Source organism: Glutamicibacter sp. AGC46 (assembly GCF_053543715.1).
The window spans coordinates 551,959-568,229 of sequence record NZ_JBLVOJ010000025.1 but is presented as its reverse complement, the minus strand read 5'-3'; the positions used below and the strand labels follow the sequence as shown (position 1 = coordinate 568,229).

General features: G+C 55.5%; 11 protein-coding genes. 7 read left to right on the top strand and 4 right to left on the bottom strand.

Going from position 1 to position 16,271, the window contains the following annotated elements; all coding sequences use genetic code 11:
- Nucleotides 1-34: 34 nt before the first annotated feature.
- On the bottom strand, nucleotides 35-1,270 hold the full coding sequence (locus ACNPM8_RS17635) for a CDP-glycerol glycerophosphotransferase family protein (RefSeq protein WP_448940326.1): 1,236 nt from the start codon (nucleotides 1,268-1,270) through the stop codon (nucleotides 35-37).
- Nucleotides 1,271-1,696: 426 nt separating this feature from the next.
- Here ACNPM8_RS17635 and ACNPM8_RS17630 point away from each other — a divergent pair, with 426 nt between their 5' ends.
- From ACNPM8_RS17630 to mutM, 4 genes are read left to right on the top strand one after another with little or no spacing between them, the layout of a single operon-like run.
- Nucleotides 1,697-2,218: a YceD family protein gene (locus ACNPM8_RS17630; RefSeq protein WP_448940325.1), complete on the top strand. Its 522-nt coding sequence runs from the start codon at nucleotides 1,697-1,699 to the stop codon at nucleotides 2,216-2,218.
- Between the two features lie 2 nt (nucleotides 2,219-2,220).
- A complete protein-coding gene (rpmF, locus tag ACNPM8_RS17625; RefSeq protein ID WP_013348816.1) occupies nucleotides 2,221-2,424 on the top strand; it encodes a 50S ribosomal protein L32 in 204 nt (67 codons plus the stop codon).
- 3 nt (nucleotides 2,425-2,427) lie between these two features.
- Nucleotides 2,428-3,126, top strand: coding sequence for a ribonuclease III (rnc, locus tag ACNPM8_RS17620; RefSeq protein ID WP_448940324.1), 699 nt, complete (start codon nucleotides 2,428-2,430; stop codon nucleotides 3,124-3,126).
- A 10-nt stretch (nucleotides 3,127-3,136) separates the two neighbouring features.
- Nucleotides 3,137-4,066, top strand: a complete 930-nt coding sequence (gene mutM, locus ACNPM8_RS17615) for a bifunctional DNA-formamidopyrimidine glycosylase/DNA-(apurinic or apyrimidinic site) lyase (RefSeq protein WP_448940323.1) — start codon at nucleotides 3,137-3,139, stop codon at nucleotides 4,064-4,066.
- 26 nt (nucleotides 4,067-4,092) lie between these two features.
- Here the strand turns inward: mutM and ACNPM8_RS17610 are convergent, their stop codons facing one another.
- Entirely contained in the window at nucleotides 4,093-4,953 is an 861-nt protein-coding gene (locus tag ACNPM8_RS17610) for a serine hydrolase domain-containing protein (RefSeq protein ID WP_448940322.1), read from the bottom strand.
- A gap of 104 nt (nucleotides 4,954-5,057) precedes the next feature.
- Between ACNPM8_RS17610 and smc the strand changes: the two genes are divergently transcribed.
- Nucleotides 5,058-8,630 carry a chromosome segregation protein SMC gene (smc, locus tag ACNPM8_RS17605; protein WP_448940321.1) on the top strand — a complete coding sequence of 1,191 codons (3,573 nt, stop codon included), beginning with the start codon at nucleotides 5,058-5,060 and terminating at the stop codon, nucleotides 8,628-8,630.
- Nucleotides 8,631-8,734: 104 nt separating this feature from the next.
- Here smc and ACNPM8_RS17600 read toward each other — a convergent pair whose 3' ends face one another.
- Together ACNPM8_RS17600 and ACNPM8_RS17595 are read right to left on the bottom strand one after the other, a co-directional pair.
- The gene (locus ACNPM8_RS17600; RefSeq protein WP_448940320.1) at nucleotides 8,735-10,768 is read right to left on the bottom strand and encodes a cell wall-binding repeat-containing protein; all 2,034 of its coding nucleotides are present in this window, start codon (nucleotides 10,766-10,768) and stop codon (nucleotides 8,735-8,737) included.
- 285 nt (nucleotides 10,769-11,053) lie between these two features.
- Nucleotides 11,054-12,289, bottom strand: a complete 1,236-nt coding sequence (locus ACNPM8_RS17595; protein WP_426734597.1) for an MFS transporter — start codon at nucleotides 12,287-12,289, stop codon at nucleotides 11,054-11,056.
- Nucleotides 12,290-12,465: 176 nt separating this feature from the next.
- Between ACNPM8_RS17595 and ftsY the strand changes: the two genes are divergently transcribed.
- Together ftsY and ACNPM8_RS17585 are read left to right on the top strand one after the other, a co-directional pair.
- The gene (gene ftsY / locus ACNPM8_RS17590; protein WP_448940319.1) at nucleotides 12,466-13,647 is read left to right on the top strand and encodes a signal recognition particle-docking protein FtsY; all 1,182 of its coding nucleotides are present in this window, start codon (nucleotides 12,466-12,468) and stop codon (nucleotides 13,645-13,647) included.
- 463 nt (nucleotides 13,648-14,110) lie between these two features.
- Nucleotides 14,111-16,243 carry an acyltransferase family protein gene (locus tag ACNPM8_RS17585; protein ID WP_448940318.1) on the top strand — a complete coding sequence of 711 codons (2,133 nt, stop codon included), beginning with the start codon at nucleotides 14,111-14,113 and terminating at the stop codon, nucleotides 16,241-16,243.
- Nucleotides 16,244-16,271: the final 28 nt, after the last annotated feature.

Sequence of the window (16,271 nt, the reverse complement as noted above, 5' to 3'; positions counted from 1 at the left end):
ATTCTTCCCCCCACCTCTTTTTGACTCCGAATATCTAGGCTGCGCGCCGGCCAGGCAAGTGGGAAATCGCTGCATTGCCATGGATCAGGTTCAGTGATTCATCGATAAAGCGCTGCATGCTGGCACCTTTGGTGACATCACCAAAGTAGTACTCGACAACTTCTTTGAACCCAGCGTTCTCTTCCATAAGTGCCGAACGAATTAACGCTGGACCTTCAGTGGACTGAGAGGCTGATAGGGCAGGTAGTTTGCTTAGAGCGGGGGAATCTGAAATGGTCGCCTCCTCAGAAACTGGAGTGGTAACGAACATAGGTTTACCTGTTGCAAGAAAATCGTAGGCCACTGCGGAAATATCCGTGATGCAAATATCCGACTGGGCCCACTGCCAGCCCCAATGGGTGGTGTCGTCGAATAAGAGGCGCCCAGTAGAGGTCGAATTTGCTGAATTCAACTTATTCCGAATCCGCTCCACAGCTTGTCCATATTGCGAGGAATTGATACCCGAACGTGGGTGTGGCCGGAATATTATATTGAATCCTCCGTCCCTAATTAGAGAATCAACAAGTTGTTCGCCGTGAGAAAGAAGGGAACCGTAATTCATAGAAGGGCGGTCGCCTTCCCAAGTTGGAGCATAAAGTACGGTGGGCAGTGACTGGTTGATTGAATATGGTGCCAAATAATCAATGTCTATCTGCGGTCGTCCTATCAGACGAGTGCGATCCACGGCATCGAAATTATGCAGATGGTCGCTCAAGCGATCACGGGCGGCCTGCCCAGCGGAAAAGACATAGTCGTAGGCTTTGAGCTGGTTTGACCACATATAGGCTTTTTCACTCTCGCCATGGCTGATGAAAACATGGTCCGGAGTGTTAAAGCGCATCATCTGGAAGTTGCGAATATTCTGGTTGACGTAAAACACGAGACGCAAGTCTTGGGAATTTACCAAATTTTCAACATCTTCGATGGTCGGGGCGTAGTGGACCGGCAGGGCGCATTCCTCACGCAGTGCCAAAGCTGAGTCAGGAAGTCGCGCAATGATAACAACGGGTACGTGTTTGGCCAGTTGTTTAATGGGTTCGTACCACTGTCGGATTTGATAGGCGTTGACCATAGGATCCGCGAAGTAGAGGGCAACCTTGTACCGGTCGTCGCCGGTAGGCGCGTGAAAGAACTCAGTGGCATGACGGCTAATGAACTTGCGGTGCTGTCGCGCAACCAGGCGTTTCCCTGCGTACGCCGCCGCATTGTTCAAGGTCTTGAGTACCTTCATTGAAGTTCCTTTGCCACTGATTTGTATACCTGAAAATAATCATATGGCTTGGATTTCGTAGGATGCTGTCGACATGCTTAATGAAGCCATGGAACCTAGGAAACTTTAGGTTAACGATCTAAATACGTTCAGGTAAGGCACGTGTCGCTAGACCCAAAATTTGCAGAAGCGTCTGTTCGTACCACCATTGCGAGCGTAGTTCCCAAATGCGATATGATGTGAGCAGTGCAACTTCCGAATCAAGGTCCAAAAACTGGTTTCAGTTTGGGAACTTGGCCTACGGCAAGCTAAGATGAAATGTCGGACTATGTTTCTATAGGAGTCATCATTAGCGAAAAGCGTTCTGATCGATCGTCACACGGCGAACTCGATCGCAACTCGCCTCTGGTTTTTTCAACCAGGGAGCTCGGCCGTTCGCCTGGCTCAATGAAAACTCTCAATGAGCAGGTTTCGGCACCCACAGATGTGGGAAATGCACTCATCGGTATTCGTGGAGGATCTGAGCTTGACTTAGATCTTCGCTTTGAAGCCGTGCATGAAGGAATTCTGGTATCGGGTACCGCTACAGCGCAAATCGCTGGGGAATGTGGACGATGCTTGGAGCCCATCGAGTACGACTTCGAGGCTGATATTCAAGAGCTCTTCTATTATGAAGAGAGCGAAGAATTCGAAGACGATGATGATGTGGACCAGTATTGGGTGGTCGGTGACTTGATTGACATCGATCCGGTAGTACGGAGCGCAGTGGTTACCGCCCTGCCGTTCCAGCCGGTTTGCCGGGAAGATTGCTTGGGGCTCTGCAGTGAATGCGGAATCAGCCTCAACGATGACCCTCAGCATGATCATGAGATTCTGGATCCACGTTGGGCAGCGCTAGCGCAGCTGTCCGACATTGTCGCAGAGGATGCGACAAATGATAAAACGTCAGACAAGAGAGAAGAGAAGTAGTCGTGGCTGTTCCAAAGCGGAAGATGTCCCGTGCGAATACTCGTGCCCGCCGTTCTCAGTGGAAGGCTACCGCACCGAACCTGGTGAAGACCGTTGAAAACGGTCGCGTAACCTACAGCCTGCCTCACCAGGCTAAGGTTGTCACCGACTCGGCTGGTACCGAATTGTTCCTTGAGTACAAGGGTCGCAAGGTCGCAGACGTCTAAGACATGTCTTCAAAAGAAGAACTTATGAAGCGTCTCGGAATCAATATTGATTCCGAGACGTTTCGTCTTGCATTTACCCACCGCTCATATTCCTATGAAAACGGTGGCATTCCAACGAATGAACGCCTTGAATTCTTAGGCGATTCAATTCTTGGCTTCTGCGTTGCAGAATTCCTATACGCAACTTTCCCGCATCTGCCTGAAGGCGATCTCGCGAAGCGACGAGCGGCTATCGTCAGTACCCGCGCCTTGGCGATCATTGCCCGTGATCTGGAAGTGGGGGAGCACCTGCTCCTAGGACGTGGGGAAGCCCAGTCCAACGGAGCCAATAAATCCTCCATTCTGGCAGACACCATGGAAGCAATTCTTGGGGCCACCTACTTGGTTCAAGGCATGGAAGCTGCGCGCTCGTTTGTGCTTCGCTTCGTCACTCCACTGCTGGAAGATCATCGGCTGCTGGGCGCGACGACTGACTGGAAAACTGTAATCCAGGAAGAAGTAGCCTCCCAAAAGCTCGGCGAGATGCACTACCAGGTCACTGGTTCCGGTCCTGACCACGCACGCACCTACCTTGCCGAACTCCGCATCGGAAACGAGGGATACGGCCAGGGACAAGGGCCATCCAAGAAGGAAGCTGAGCAGGAAGCGGCGCACAAGACTTGGCTGTTGCTGCATCCAGGTGAGCAGCTACCTAAGGGATAGCGTTTAGTTCATGCCAGAACTGCCAGAAGTTGAAGTAGTCCGAGAAGGACTGGATAAGTGGGTTCGCACTCGAACGGTACTGACCGCTCAAGTGCTGGACCCGCGTTCCGTCCGCCGTCATACCGACGGCGTTGAAGATTTTGAACAGACATTGAGCGGTTGCTCTATCGCTTCCGTGGTTCGCCGGGGCAAGTTCCTCTGGATGGACCTCGAAGGCCTTTCAACTCCTGCAGCATTGGTTGCCCACCTCGGCATGAGCGGTCAACTTCTTGTCGAAGAACCTGATGCTCCCGATGAGAAACATCTAAAAGTCAGGCTCTCACTCAGCGAAAGATCTGATTTCCCCAGCGAACTGCGTTTCGTAGATCAGCGTATCTTTGGGGGAATGTTCCTCTCCCCACTGGTTGCAACAACCGATGGGTTGCCTGCCGGAGCCGGGTCGCTAAAAGCATCGATCCCACAGGCGGCTGCTCACATTGCCAGAGACGTGATGGATCCGCACCGCAAGCCCGAAGATCTGTACGTCGCGCTTCGCAAAAAGACGACAGAACTCAAGAGAGCCATTTTGGACCAGGGGATCATTTCCGGAGTCGGCAACATCTATGCGGATGAAGCACTCTGGCAAGCAGGCCTTTCAGGTTTGCGCAATACTGGCACTATCAGGCGTCCAGAAGTGCAACGCCTTAACGATGCTTTGGTTGATGTGATGACACGCGCCCTCGCCGCTGGTGGTACGAGCTTTGATTCTCTATACGTGAATGTTAACGGCGCTAGCGGTTATTTCGCCAGGTCCTTGAACGCCTACGGGCGCGAAGGCAAAGCCTGTTTGCGTTGCAGAGAAAACGGCCGTGAGTCTCTGATTCGTCGTGATCCCTTCATGGGCCGTTCTTCCTACAGCTGTCCCGTGTGCCAGCCGCGACCACGCCGAACAAGACGTTAGCTGGCACATCAGGAGCTTTCCTCAAGCTATGCAATCTGCGAATTGAGCACTTGTTCATTGAACGGCGCCCAAGCGTCTACTGCCCACTGGCCAAAGCCTTTATCTGTGAGCGTCACACAGGCCAGACGATGCTCCGGGTCCACCCAGAGGAATGTACCGGACTGACCAAAATGCCCGAAAGTGGTATCTGGATGGCTTGCGCCTGTCCAGTGTGGCGCTTTGGACGAACGGATTTCAAACCCGAGTCCCCAGTCATTCGGGTTCTGCCGGCCATAGCCGGGCAGAATTCCAGCGAGGTTCTCGAAATGCACACGCGTTGCCTCGCTCAATGTTTCTTGCGTCACGATAGTTGGGTGCAAAAGTTCGGCAGCGAATTTTGCTAGGTCCGCAGCGGTGGATCGGCCATCCTTTGCGCAGCTGCCGGCAATTTCCGTATCAGCCATCCCCAGTGGAGCGAAGACCGCTTCCTGGGCGTACTGGGCCATGCTGATTCCGGTCTGTTGTTCCAGATGCTCTGCGAGCTTTTCAAAGCCGTAGTTGGAGTATCCGCGTTTAGTCCCTACGGCAAAGCGGATGGTTTCGGAATCAAAGTCGTAGCCTGCTGTGTGCGCCAATAGGTGGTGCACCGTTGAACCCTCTGGCCCTGCAGGGTCTTCGAGGGTGATGGCTTCTTCTTCCAGAGCAACCAAGAACGTGTAGGCACTGAGCAACTTGGTCACCGAAGCCAAGGGGTAAACACGTGCAGTATCACCGTGCTGGTCAACGATTGCACCATTGCCGTTCACCACCACGGATACCGCGTTGTCACTTGGCCACTGGTCAATCTGCGTCAGAATGCTCATAGAATGATCTATCCCTCGATTTTCTTCCTCGGATTTTGCGAGCACAACCAGATAATCCCCAGTGCGCTTCGCTAGAATTGCGACAAGGATTGGGTTTGATTGCCCAACCCAACTTTAGCGATTTGGCCCAAACATAGGAACTTCACGCCGTGCATCTCAAGACTCTCACCGTTCGCGGATTCAAGTCTTTCGCATCGGCGACCACTTTTGAGTTTGAACCGGGTGTCACGGCTGTTGTAGGACCTAACGGTTCCGGCAAGTCCAATGTGGTTGACGCGCTGTCCTGGGTCATGGGTGAACAGGGTGCCAAGACGCTTCGCGGCGGCAAGATGGAAGACGTGATCTTTGCTGGCACTTCTGGCCGACCACCACTGGGCCGTGCCCATGTTTCCCTGACAATCGATAACTCTGATGGCCAGCTGCCTATCGACTATGCAGAAGTCACTATCTCCCGCACGCTGTTCCGTACTGGTGGCTCCGAATACGCCATTAATGGAAGTTCGTGCCGTCTTCTGGACATTCAAGAGCTGCTTTCGGATTCCGGTCTGGGTCGAGAAATGCATGTCATTGTCGGACAGGGACAGCTGGACCGCATCCTGCACGCTACTGCTGAAGATCGGCGTGGCTTCATCGAGGAAGCGGCCGGCGTGCTCAAGCACCGCCGGCGCAAGGAGAAAACCCTGCGCAAGCTTCAAGCGATGCAAGGAAATCTGGATCGCCTTGAAGATTTGAGCGCCGAGGTTCGCCGCCAATTGGCTCCGTTGGGACGGCAAGCGAAAATCGCTCGCCGTGCGCAGACGGTGCAGCTCGATGTCAGGGATGCAAAGTCCCGCCTGCTGGCAGATGATTTGGTCACACTGAACAACAAGCTTGCCCAGGATATTGATGACGAATCCAAGATCCAAGCTCAGCAAGAAGACGCTGCGGCACGCCTGGACCGCATCAAGAAGCACATCGCTGAACTGACTGCCCAGATGGAAACCATTACCCCGCGACTGGTTCAGATCCAGGAAACGTGGGTTTCGTTGAGCACGCAGGCAGAGCGTTATCGATCGCTGGTCGCGTTGGCTCGTGAACGCGGGAAATTGCTGGAAAGCAATGAAACCCATTTCGATTCCAGCCGAGATCCTGAGCGTTTGGAAGCTCAAGCTGAGCGAATGAGCGAAGAACTTGAGGAACTTGAAGAAGCTCTTGAAGACCGCCACGAGATTCTTGCTGAAGCTGTAGAGGCTAAAGAGCAGGCCGAGGAAGAATCACGCGCCGAACAGCAGCGAATGGCTGCCATGCTCCGTGCCGCAGCGGACCGTCGAGAAGGCATGTCACGGCTCGCCTCGCAGGTGGCTTCCGCACGCAGCCGTGTCGACGTGACCCGGGCCGAAATTTCCCGCCTCCAGGAAAGCGTCCAGTCCTTCGACTCGGACCTTGAACTGGATTTGCGCTCTCACGCAGAAGTTGCCGGTGATCTTGAGAAACAATTGGCGGGCGAAGCCCAGCTGAATATAGATTTCGAGAGTTCAGATCGGGAACACGCAGCATTGTCAGAAGAGCACAATGCCGATAGCCAGCGTGAACGCGAGCTATCGGTGCGTGTTTCCGGATTGCGTGCTCGCCTTGAAGCCCTGAAGTTGAACTCCAAACCGGATGATCAGTCGTCACAGCTTCTTGGATCAACTTCCGGTCTGCTCCTGGGCCGTTTGGGGGAGCTGATAACGGTTAATCCGGGATATGAGCAGGCCATCGCCGCGATTTTGCGTGACAGTGCAGAAGCTTTGGTAGCCAAGAACCTTGGTGATGCGTTGGATCTCATCGAAGACCTGCAACAGCAGCAGGCCAGCCAGGTATTCCTGCACGCCGAAGTTCTGCCAAGTGGTGCAAAGGCTACGGCAATGCCTAATGCCGTCAGCGCTCGTGAAGTTGTAGCTGCCGATGGCCCACTGGACAGCCTGCTTGATCAGCTTCTTGTTGGCCATTACATCATTGAGGAAATGAGCCAAGCACCTGCGGCCTTGGTGCAGAACCCATCTGCGCTGCTCACCACCTTGGATGGCATAACTGTTTCGGCAGTCCGCAGTTCCGTGGGGGACTCAGCAGGCGCTTCCCTGATCGCGCAGCAGGCCTTAGTGGAGCAGACGGAAACTGAACTCTCCCAGTGCCAGGAAGAACTTTCCACAGTCGAACAAAGATTGGCTCAGCGGGGACCAGAGCTTTCCACCGCTCAGCAACAGCGAGATGAAGCCCAGTCGGCGCTGGCTGAATCTGATGCCGCCATTGATGAATTATCCTCGTATCTGGCACGTCTTGGACAGAAACTTCGCAGCGCGCGATCGGACAAAGCCAAGTTGGAAGAAAAGCTCGAAGCAACGCTGGAGAAGCTGGAAATCGAGCAGGAATCTCTGGAAGAGATTACCGAGCGCATGGAGCTAGCTTCAACGGATCAAGATGAAGAAACCGTTGATGACGCGGCACGAGCAGCTCTTGCAGATGCTGCAGCCGCGGCACGACAGCAGGAACTAGAAGCCCGTCTTGCCTTGCGCAGTAGTGAAGAGCGCGTTTCTGCGTTGCGTTCGCGCGTTGAGGGTCTGCGCCGCACTGCGGCCGCTGAGCGCAATCACCGTGAAGTTGCAGCTCGTCGAGCGGAGCAGCGCAAGGCGCAAGCGGCCAATGCGGTCCGTATTGAGCAAGCTGCTGAGCGCGTCCTGCGTTTCATTGAAGTATCGGTATCGATGGCTGGCCAAGAACGCGAAGAGCTGGCCGGAAAGAAATCCGAACTGGAATCCATGCTGGGCAGCCAACGCAAGGAAGCGGAGCAACTATCCTCCGAGCTGGCCCGTCTTGCTGATGCTGTGCACCGTGATGAGATGGCCCGTGCGGAACTGCGGATGCGCATCGAAAATCTTGAGACCAAGGCCCTGGAAGAACTGGGATACACCCCTGATCACCTCATCGCCAACTACGGTCCAGACCAGCTGATTCCGGAGGCCCTCGACGAAGATGACAAGTGGGGCGCGCTGCGGCAGAACGTTGATGAAGAAGGCAATCCTGTCGGCACCCGGGCATATGATCGCGGCGAGCAGGAAAAGCGGCTGAAGAAGGCCGAACGCGACCTAGCGGCCTTGGGCAAGGTCAACCCGTTGGCACTTGAAGAGTTCGCTGCCTTGGAGGAACGCCATAAGTTCCTTTCCGGCCAGCTCGAGGATTTGAAGAAGTCCCGGGGGGATTTGCAGCAGATTATTGCCGACGTTGATTCCCACGTCGAGCGGGTGTTCACCGAGGCCTACAACGACACTGCCGTGCAGTTCAGGCGGATCTTCGATCGCCTCTTCCCAGGCGGCGAGGGCCAGCTGGTGCTCACTGATCCTGAGAATATGCTCACCACAGGCATCGAGGTGGAAGCGCGTCCGGCCGGCAAGAAGATCAAGCGGCTCTCGCTGCTCTCCGGTGGCGAGCGTTCCCTGACTGCTGTCGCGTTGCTGGTCGCCATCTTCAAGGCGCGCCCGTCGCCGTTCTACGTGATGGACGAGGTGGAGGCGGCCTTGGACGATATGAATTTGGGACGCCTGATCACGATCTTCGAAGAGCTGCGCGAGTCTTCGCAGCTGATTGTGATTACCCACCAGAAGAAGACCATGGAAGTAGCTGATGCCCTGTACGGCGTCACTATGCGCGGAGACGGGGTCTCAACAGTGATTAGCCAGAAAATGGAACGAGCAAAGTCGATCTAGAGCTTTGTCACGGAGAACTTGCAAGAAAATATTAGCTTGTTAAACCCGGGAGGGCAGTTATCGAATGATAACTGCCCTCCCGGGTTTGGTCGTGCACTCAACCCTTATGAGCAGGTGTTGAGCTTACCGTCGTCGTGGTAGGCCACAGTCTCGTCGAGAACCAGCGGACCGCCAATCAGCACATTAGTCCAACCTTCCATGCCGGTCAGCGCTGAGCCTATGGACTTAGGCAGGCAGGACTTTTTAGCCAGCAGCATTGGCGCGCCGTTGTAGCCTGCAGCAACAGCACCGCTCAGTCCGTCGGGGAAGCTCTTGCCGTTGGCAATGAACTGGCGCTGCGCACCATTTGGCCAGAAGGCCTTCGCGATGACAGCACTGGTGTCATAACGTGTTTCTCCGCCGTAACGAGTGATCCTGGCATTCGGAAGCGCTTTTCGGATCTCGTTTTCCGCATTTCTGGAGATCGCCAGTGGACCGCCAGCCAAGTACACGGTGGAGGGATTCAGGCGCTTGAGCTGCTTCAAGATGGTGCTTGGCACGTATTTCTTGCTGCTCAGCAGCAATGGAGCCTTGCGGTCTGCCGCGACAGCTGCCATGGACAGGGCATCAGGGAACGAGCGTCCAGATGCCACAAACACGTTCTTGGCAGAAGACCAATTCGTAGCAATCTCTGCGCTGGTTCCATAGCGCGTGCTTCCTGCTTCGCGGGATACCGGTGCATACTTCTTCAGCTGCGTGAACGTCTTGCTGCTGACTGCGGTTGGGCCACCTGCAATGATGATGCGGGACGGATTGAGCCGCTTGATTTCCGCACCCACTGCGCTCGGCAGATAGGCCTGCTTGGTCAGCAACAGCGGTGCATTGTGGCGGTTGGCCAGCGAGGTAACTGATAGTGCGTCAGCGAAGTGCTCGCCGGAAGCCACGACAACAGTTTTGGCCCCGTAGGGGAAGGTGCGCTTGGAGATCGCAACAGGCGTTCCATAGCGGTTGGCGCCAGACATGCGCGATGGGCCCAAGCGAGTCGGCCAGACATCCATATTGCCAAAGTAGCTGGTAGTCAGCTTGTACTGCGTGCTGCGGCGGTTCTTCGCAAAGTCGCGCAGCGACGTCAGATCGCCGTTCCACACGTTGGCATCCACATTCTTCGTTGACCCCAACATATTGGAGTTGGAAGAATACTGCCAGACATTGAACGTGGTCCAGCCTTCAGGAAGTTCGCGGGGATTCTTCGCAACGTCAGCGGTGGGGAAGATCGAGACATGCAGTGGCCAGGACTTGAACGCTTCAGAATCACCCGTGCACTCATCCCACCACGACTGGGCCGTGTAGATCATCGGCAGGCGACCGGTCTTGGCCTTGACGGTATTGCCGAAGTCCTTGATCCAGGCTACCAATTGGGAAGGCGTCATGCCGTAGCACATATCGCCCTTGCCCTGCGGATAAGCGGTCTTGTTGTACGGGTTCCACTCGATATCCAGCAGTGGCGGCATGGTGTACCCGTCATTGGTCCAACCGCCTCCGTTGGCCATGAATTCCCTGGCCTGAACGGCACCGGAAGAATGGGCAGGCATGGCGAAATGGTACGCACCGCGAATCAGGCCGGCATTGCGCGACTTGGTGTAGTTCTGGCTGAATTTAGGGTCCTTGTACAAGGAAGAAGGCCACGACTGGGTGGCCTTGATGTAGGCGAAACGTGCCCCGTTTGCCTTGGCAGTGGACCAGTTCACGTCGCCTTGATGGCGGGAAACATCGATCCCAAGGGTGCCCGGTGGACGCCAGGTCCGCAACTCATCGAGGGAAGCTGGCGCACCCACCTGGAATGGAACTGAAGTCGCAGAATCATTTGAAGACAGCTTTGCGAGATTCGCTAGTTCGTCCATAGTAGGGATCGTCGCGTCACCGGTTTCGGCAATTCGCTTGGCTCCCTGGCCCAGCTGGGCATCGAGGTGCTCGAGCTCCAATTCGGCCAGCGCATTGTCGGCCAGCTGCACGCGTTCTTTCTTGGAAAGATCATCGTCTTTGGACAGTGCCTTGGAAATTTCTTCAGCTGCTGGAGTGGCAATAGAAGCCGGCGCACTTGGTGCTGGCGCCTCGGCCTCGGGAGACGGCGTAGACGATGGTTCCGGCGCATCATCCACGGTAGCAGTGGGCGAGGGAGACTGAACAGTTTGAGCGGAGGGCTCTTCTGTTGGCGCGGCGAACCCCGGACCAGCAGAAAGCGGGATGGAAAGTGCGGCTATAACCGCAATTGATAGAGCTTTGGATCGTCGCGTCCGGATAGCCGGCATGGATTCCCCTGAATAATCGAGTGCAAGTGAAATGGCGAAAGCCATTGCTAGTATATCTACCCGATGTTTCCCGGCAAGATTCCGCGAATTAATATCGATGCCAATGCCAAGGGAAATCCAAAACTGCGGAATTGCTTAATCGGCCAATTCCACCGGTTTTATGGTCTTTGGAACCAACAGCCAGGCAATCACTCCGACCAGACCCACGACAGCCGAAATGTTGAAGGCCAATTGGAAGCTGATCATGTCGGCCATGGCCCCGGCCAGCAGCGGACCGATGATGGAGCCTAGATCGGTGCACATCTGGAATCCGGCCAGTGCCTTGCCGCCGTTGCGGCCGGAACCAATCACGTCAGCCACGGACGCTTGCTGTGCTGGGCCCAGCAGCCCGCCGCCAATGCCTGCCAGGACCGAGAAGACGATGAAGCCAACCAGGGAGGTCGAATACCCCATCGCGCCAATGGACACGAGCAGGACACTCATGCCAAGGACCACGGGGATCTTGCGTCCAATGCTGTCTGTCAGGCGACCGGAGAACACCAGCGCGCAACCATTGCCGATGGCAAACACCGTCATGGAGATTCCGGCGGCCGTGGCACCCATGGTTTGGCCGAACACGGCCAAGGCGAAAAGCGGGATCATGCTGTTGCGCACGCCGAACGCCAGCCAGCCGTAGCTGAACCCGGAGAACAATGCCGCCCGGTAGGCGGGGGAGACCAGCGCCTCGCGGGTGGTCACCACTTCAATATCGGAATGCCTTGATCGCGGGTTTGCCGCATCTGCATCCAGATCGCGGCGACGGCCCAAGGCCATGTAGACCACGCCTGCGGCAATCACCAGGGCGGTGCCGTAAATCAAGAACGGAATACGCATGCCCAGCGGGGCAAGCAAGGTTCCAAGAACCGGGCCGAAGACGTTGCCCAAGAGGAACGAGCCGGCGTACAAGCCCGAGATGCGTCCACGGGATTTCTCCGGAGCCAGGCGCGCAATTAGTGCCATGGCTGAAATGGTGAACATGGTCGACCCGAACCCGCCCAGTCCACGAGCAATCAATAGCTGCGTATAGTCCTGGACCACAGCGCAAAGCAAAGTCGATACCGCAACCAGCAAAACACCGGTGACGTAGATCTTGGGCTCGCCGAGCTTGCCTACCAGGACACCTGCTACCGGTGCGAAAATCAATCGGGTAAAGGCGAAAATGCTGACGATAATAGTGGCGGCCGCATTGCCGACATCAAAGCTCACTGCATACTGGGGCAAGATGGGGGCGATAAGCCCGAAACCCAATGCGATGATGAATGCCGCTACCAGCAATACGCTGATCTCTTGGGGGATGGGCGCCTTGGCAGCACGGGTGGTTTTCAATGCCATATCAATTGAACAGATGGTTCTGCCGCTCAGCGAGCAGTAACCCTCAGCCTTTCTGGAACGACGAACGGGGCTAAGCAACCCACCTGCCAGTCTAGCCGTGAATGCAAAATGTGCTGATGCTGGTGCTGCCTGCCATATGATCCCTAAATCGTTGGAGATATGAGACGATTTAGAGCGTGTCTGATTCGCTTATATTAACCATCATCATTGTCGCGGTTGTTGCCGTGGTGGCCATTGGCGTCATTGCCTTCGTCACCAAGGGCCGCAAGCCCAAGACTCCGTATACGTCAGAGCGCGATGCAGACGACTTGCCAGCTGGCCAGAGTGCTGAGGGTGATACTGATGCCGCAGCGGACACTGCCGGTGCAAGCGATGCGCCTGTCGCGGTCCAAGAGCCTGCCGCACCTGCTGCGCCACAGCTCGATGTTCCAGAACCAGTGCAGGGCCGTCTGGCCCGGCTGCGTGCGCGACTGACCAAATCCAACAGCATGTTCTCCAAGGGCCTGTTGGCCCTGCTCAGCCAAGACTCGATTGACGAGGATGTCTGGGAAGAGATTGAAGAAAATCTGCTGATGGCAGACCTGGGTACCGAGCCTGCGCTTGAGCTTGTTGACGCACTGCGTGAACGAGTGAAGATTGAAGGCAGCAAGGACCCGGCTCGCGTCAAGGCAATGCTCCGCGAGGAACTGCTCAAGCTGGTGGATCCGAGCCTGGACCGCAGCTACCTGCCTGAACCGCATCCGGACCGCCCAAGCATCATCATGGTGGTCGGGGTCAACGGTGTTGGCAAGACCACCACCATCGGCAAGCTGGCGCGAGTACTCGTTGCTGAAGACAAGGACGTCCTGCTGGGCGCCGCCGATACCTTCCGAGCCGCCGCCGCCGAGCAGCTGGCTACCTGGGGCGACCGCGTGGGCGTGCCTACCGTTCGTTCCGAAATCGACGGCGCCGACCCGGCCTCCGTTGCCTTTGAAGCCGTTTCCGCGGGCATCGAGCAGGAAGTCGACATCGTCATGATCGACACCGCCGGCCGCCTGCAGAACAAGGGCGGCCTGATGGACGAGCTGGGCAAGATCAAGCGCGTGGTCGAGAAGAAGGCCACCATTGACGAAGTCCTGCTGGTCCTCGATGCGACCACCGGGCAGAACGGCCTGCAGCAGGCCAAGGTCTTCTCCGAGGTTGTCAACGTTTCGGGCATCGTACTGACCAAGCTCGACGGTACTGCCAAGGGCGGCATCGTCGTGGCTATCCAGCGTCAGCTCGGTGTTCCGGTGAAGCTGGTGGGATTGGGTGAGGGTCCGGATGATCTCGCGCCATTCAACCCGGAAGATTTCGTGGACGCACTGCTCGAAGGCTAATCGATAATTCCATATTTTCTTGATCTCCCCGTCATGTGAAATGGCGGGGAGATCTTTTGGTTAGAGGGACTTGATGGGCTTAGGTCTGCTGGGATGACGCGCTTGCGGCGAAAGCCGCCGGATTCGTCTAGGTGACAGACCATCCAATTCGAGTTCCGTGGTTACTTTGGACAGCGACACGCCGTGATGCTTTTCACGCAGGAACTTGCTGACGTCCGCCGCGCTGGAGCCGTGGAATTGTCTAAAGCGCTTGCCATCAGAGAAAAACCGGGTTGGTTGCGATAGATATCGCCGCACCGTGTCCGCAAATCGCACAAGAATTTGCAGTAAGCGGTCAGGTAACTTCGGTAAAGATGTTTGGGGCATTGAATACCCCCACTGTCGTAGGAGACATCTGGAGCTCTGTTCAATGAATCCAGAATTCCTGTAAGAATGATCGATCTGACAAAGGACTCACACCGACGTGTCGTCGAATCAAGACTTGCCGATTCCCGTTAACAGGGATTCGCGAACCAAGGCCTTCCGTGCCGATATTCAGGGGCTTCGTGCCATAGCCGTTGGAATCGTGGTGCTCTATCACTTCTGGGGACACTACCTTCCCGGAGGATTTGTTGGCGTCGACGTATTCTTCGTGATTTCAGGTTTCCTGATTACCTCTCACCTGATCTCCAAACCACCTAAGAATCTCGCCGATGTTGCGAGTTTCTGGATGCGCCGAGTGAAACGCTTGATTCCAGCATCCTTCTTGGTGATTTTCGCCAGCGTTCTATCTATCTGGATGTTCGCGCCGACCACGGTATGGAAGGACTGGGGGTTGCAGGCCGTGGCTGCAACTTTCTATTTCCAAAACTGGTTCTTGGCCTTGACTAAGGTCGATTACCTTGCGGAAGGTGACGCGCCAAGTCCATTCCGGCACTTCTGGACATTATCAGCTGAAGAGCAGTTCTATTTCTTATGGCCGATACTGATCGGTTTGCTGATTTTTGCAGCGGTCAGATTCGGGCTCAAGCCTGCCGTGGTTGCGCTGGCGGGAATTAGCGCAGTGTTTGTTCTGTCCTTTGGATATTCGCTCTATGCGACGGCAACCGAGCCGGGAAGTGCCTATTTCTCCACCTTTACGCGAGTATGGGAATTCGCAGCAGGGGCTCTCGCCGCAGCGCTAGGTCCTCGATTGCATGCGGCAAAGCAGGACCTTGTCAGTTTGGTTGGCGCCTGGGGTGGTCTACTCGCGATAGCCTTCAGCGCGTTGGCTTTCACTGGAGACATGCCATTCCCTGGCTACATTGCCGTCATCCCGGTATTCGGTACAGTACTAATTCTTCTGTCCCACTCCACCCATAAGTACTCACCTAAGGTTCTTCTGAACTCAAAGCTGTTTCAGTTCTTTGGGGATAATTCCTATGCCATCTACCTGTGGCACTGGCCTCTGCTGGTATTGATGCCTTTCATGGTCGACGACTTCAAATGGCCACAGAAGATCCTTGCCTTGGTCCTGACCTTGTCGTTGGCCGTTCTAACTCAGAAGCTTGTAGAAGTTCGTTTCCGTAAATTTATTGATACTTCTGTTGTGCTATCGGCTCCACGATTCCTGGTTTCCGGAAGTCTGGTTTTGGCTATGCTTTCCGGGGCTTTCTATATGAACACGGCGCGCGTTCTCGATGATGCGCGAGACGTGGATAAAGCACTGGCACAAGTGGAGCAATCAGTGGGTAAGGAATGTTTCGGAGCGGCCGCATTAGCCACAGATTGCGACCAACCAGAAGACTTAGCGAACAATTACGACGTAGTAGCACCTGCTCCGATTGCGGCTAAAACGGATAAACCAGTTGTCTACGAAGATAATTGCTTTGCTAGCCAAAACACCGACTTCAAGGAGCGTCCCGTATGCAGCTACGGCGATGGGGAGATCAAGGTCGCGCTAGTCGGTAATTCGCATGCCGCCCAATGGTTGCCGGCACTGGAACCGTTGGTCAAGGAGCATGACTGGACGCTAGACACGTACGTTGCCAACCGCTGCGCCATCATGGGTGAACCGCAGAAATTCGATTCGGAGTCGAAGACTGATGGGTGTGCTGAGTTAGGTTCTTGGGTTAGCGACGAGATCGAAAAAGAAGACTACGACCTGGTGATCAGCTCCAACCGTCAATCGGTACCGGTCAGCGGTTACGACATGAAGGATACGGCAGAGCCAGCTCAGAAGGCCTACGAAAAGATCTTGGAGAAATGGTCAAAGACTGGAGCTGAAGTCGCGGTTATCCATGATACTTCTTGGCCCGGCGAGACTGTAGATAACGTTCCGGACTGTGTGGCATCAAACCCGAATGACCTCGATGAGTGCAACGGCGATGCGGACGATTGGATTCCGATGGATCCGCAAGTAGACGCGGTGAAGGCCCTTGAGGATCCGTCAGTTGTCCAGATCGACATGAATGACCAGCTGTGCGAAGAAGGACGCTGCTATTCGGTAGTCGGTGGCATCGTGGCCTATTGGGACCACTCGCACCTGACCGAAACCTTTGCCGAGTCCTTGTCCCAGACCCTGGAATCCCGGCTGAAGAAGGAACTGGATTCGAAGGAACTGTTCCCGGCAGCATAAGGCTTTGCCGCACCTTGCTCGATAGGCT

Bases quoted from the DNA above. Each gene is read 5' to 3' on its own strand.
- ACNPM8_RS17635 (WP_448940326.1), bottom strand. From the start codon at position 1,270: ATGAAGGTACTCAAGACCTTGAACAATGCGGCGGCGTACGCAGGGAAA.
- ACNPM8_RS17595 (WP_426734597.1), bottom strand. From the start codon at position 12,289: ATGGCATTGAAAACCACCCGTGCTGCCAAGGCGCCCATCCCCCAAGAG.
- mutM (WP_448940323.1), top strand. From the start codon at position 3,137: ATGCCAGAACTGCCAGAAGTTGAAGTAGTCCGAGAAGGACTGGATAAG.
- rnc (WP_448940324.1), top strand. From the start codon at position 2,428: ATGTCTTCAAAAGAAGAACTTATGAAGCGTCTCGGAATCAATATTGAT.
- ACNPM8_RS17630 (WP_448940325.1), top strand. From the start codon at position 1,697: ATGAAAACTCTCAATGAGCAGGTTTCGGCACCCACAGATGTGGGAAAT.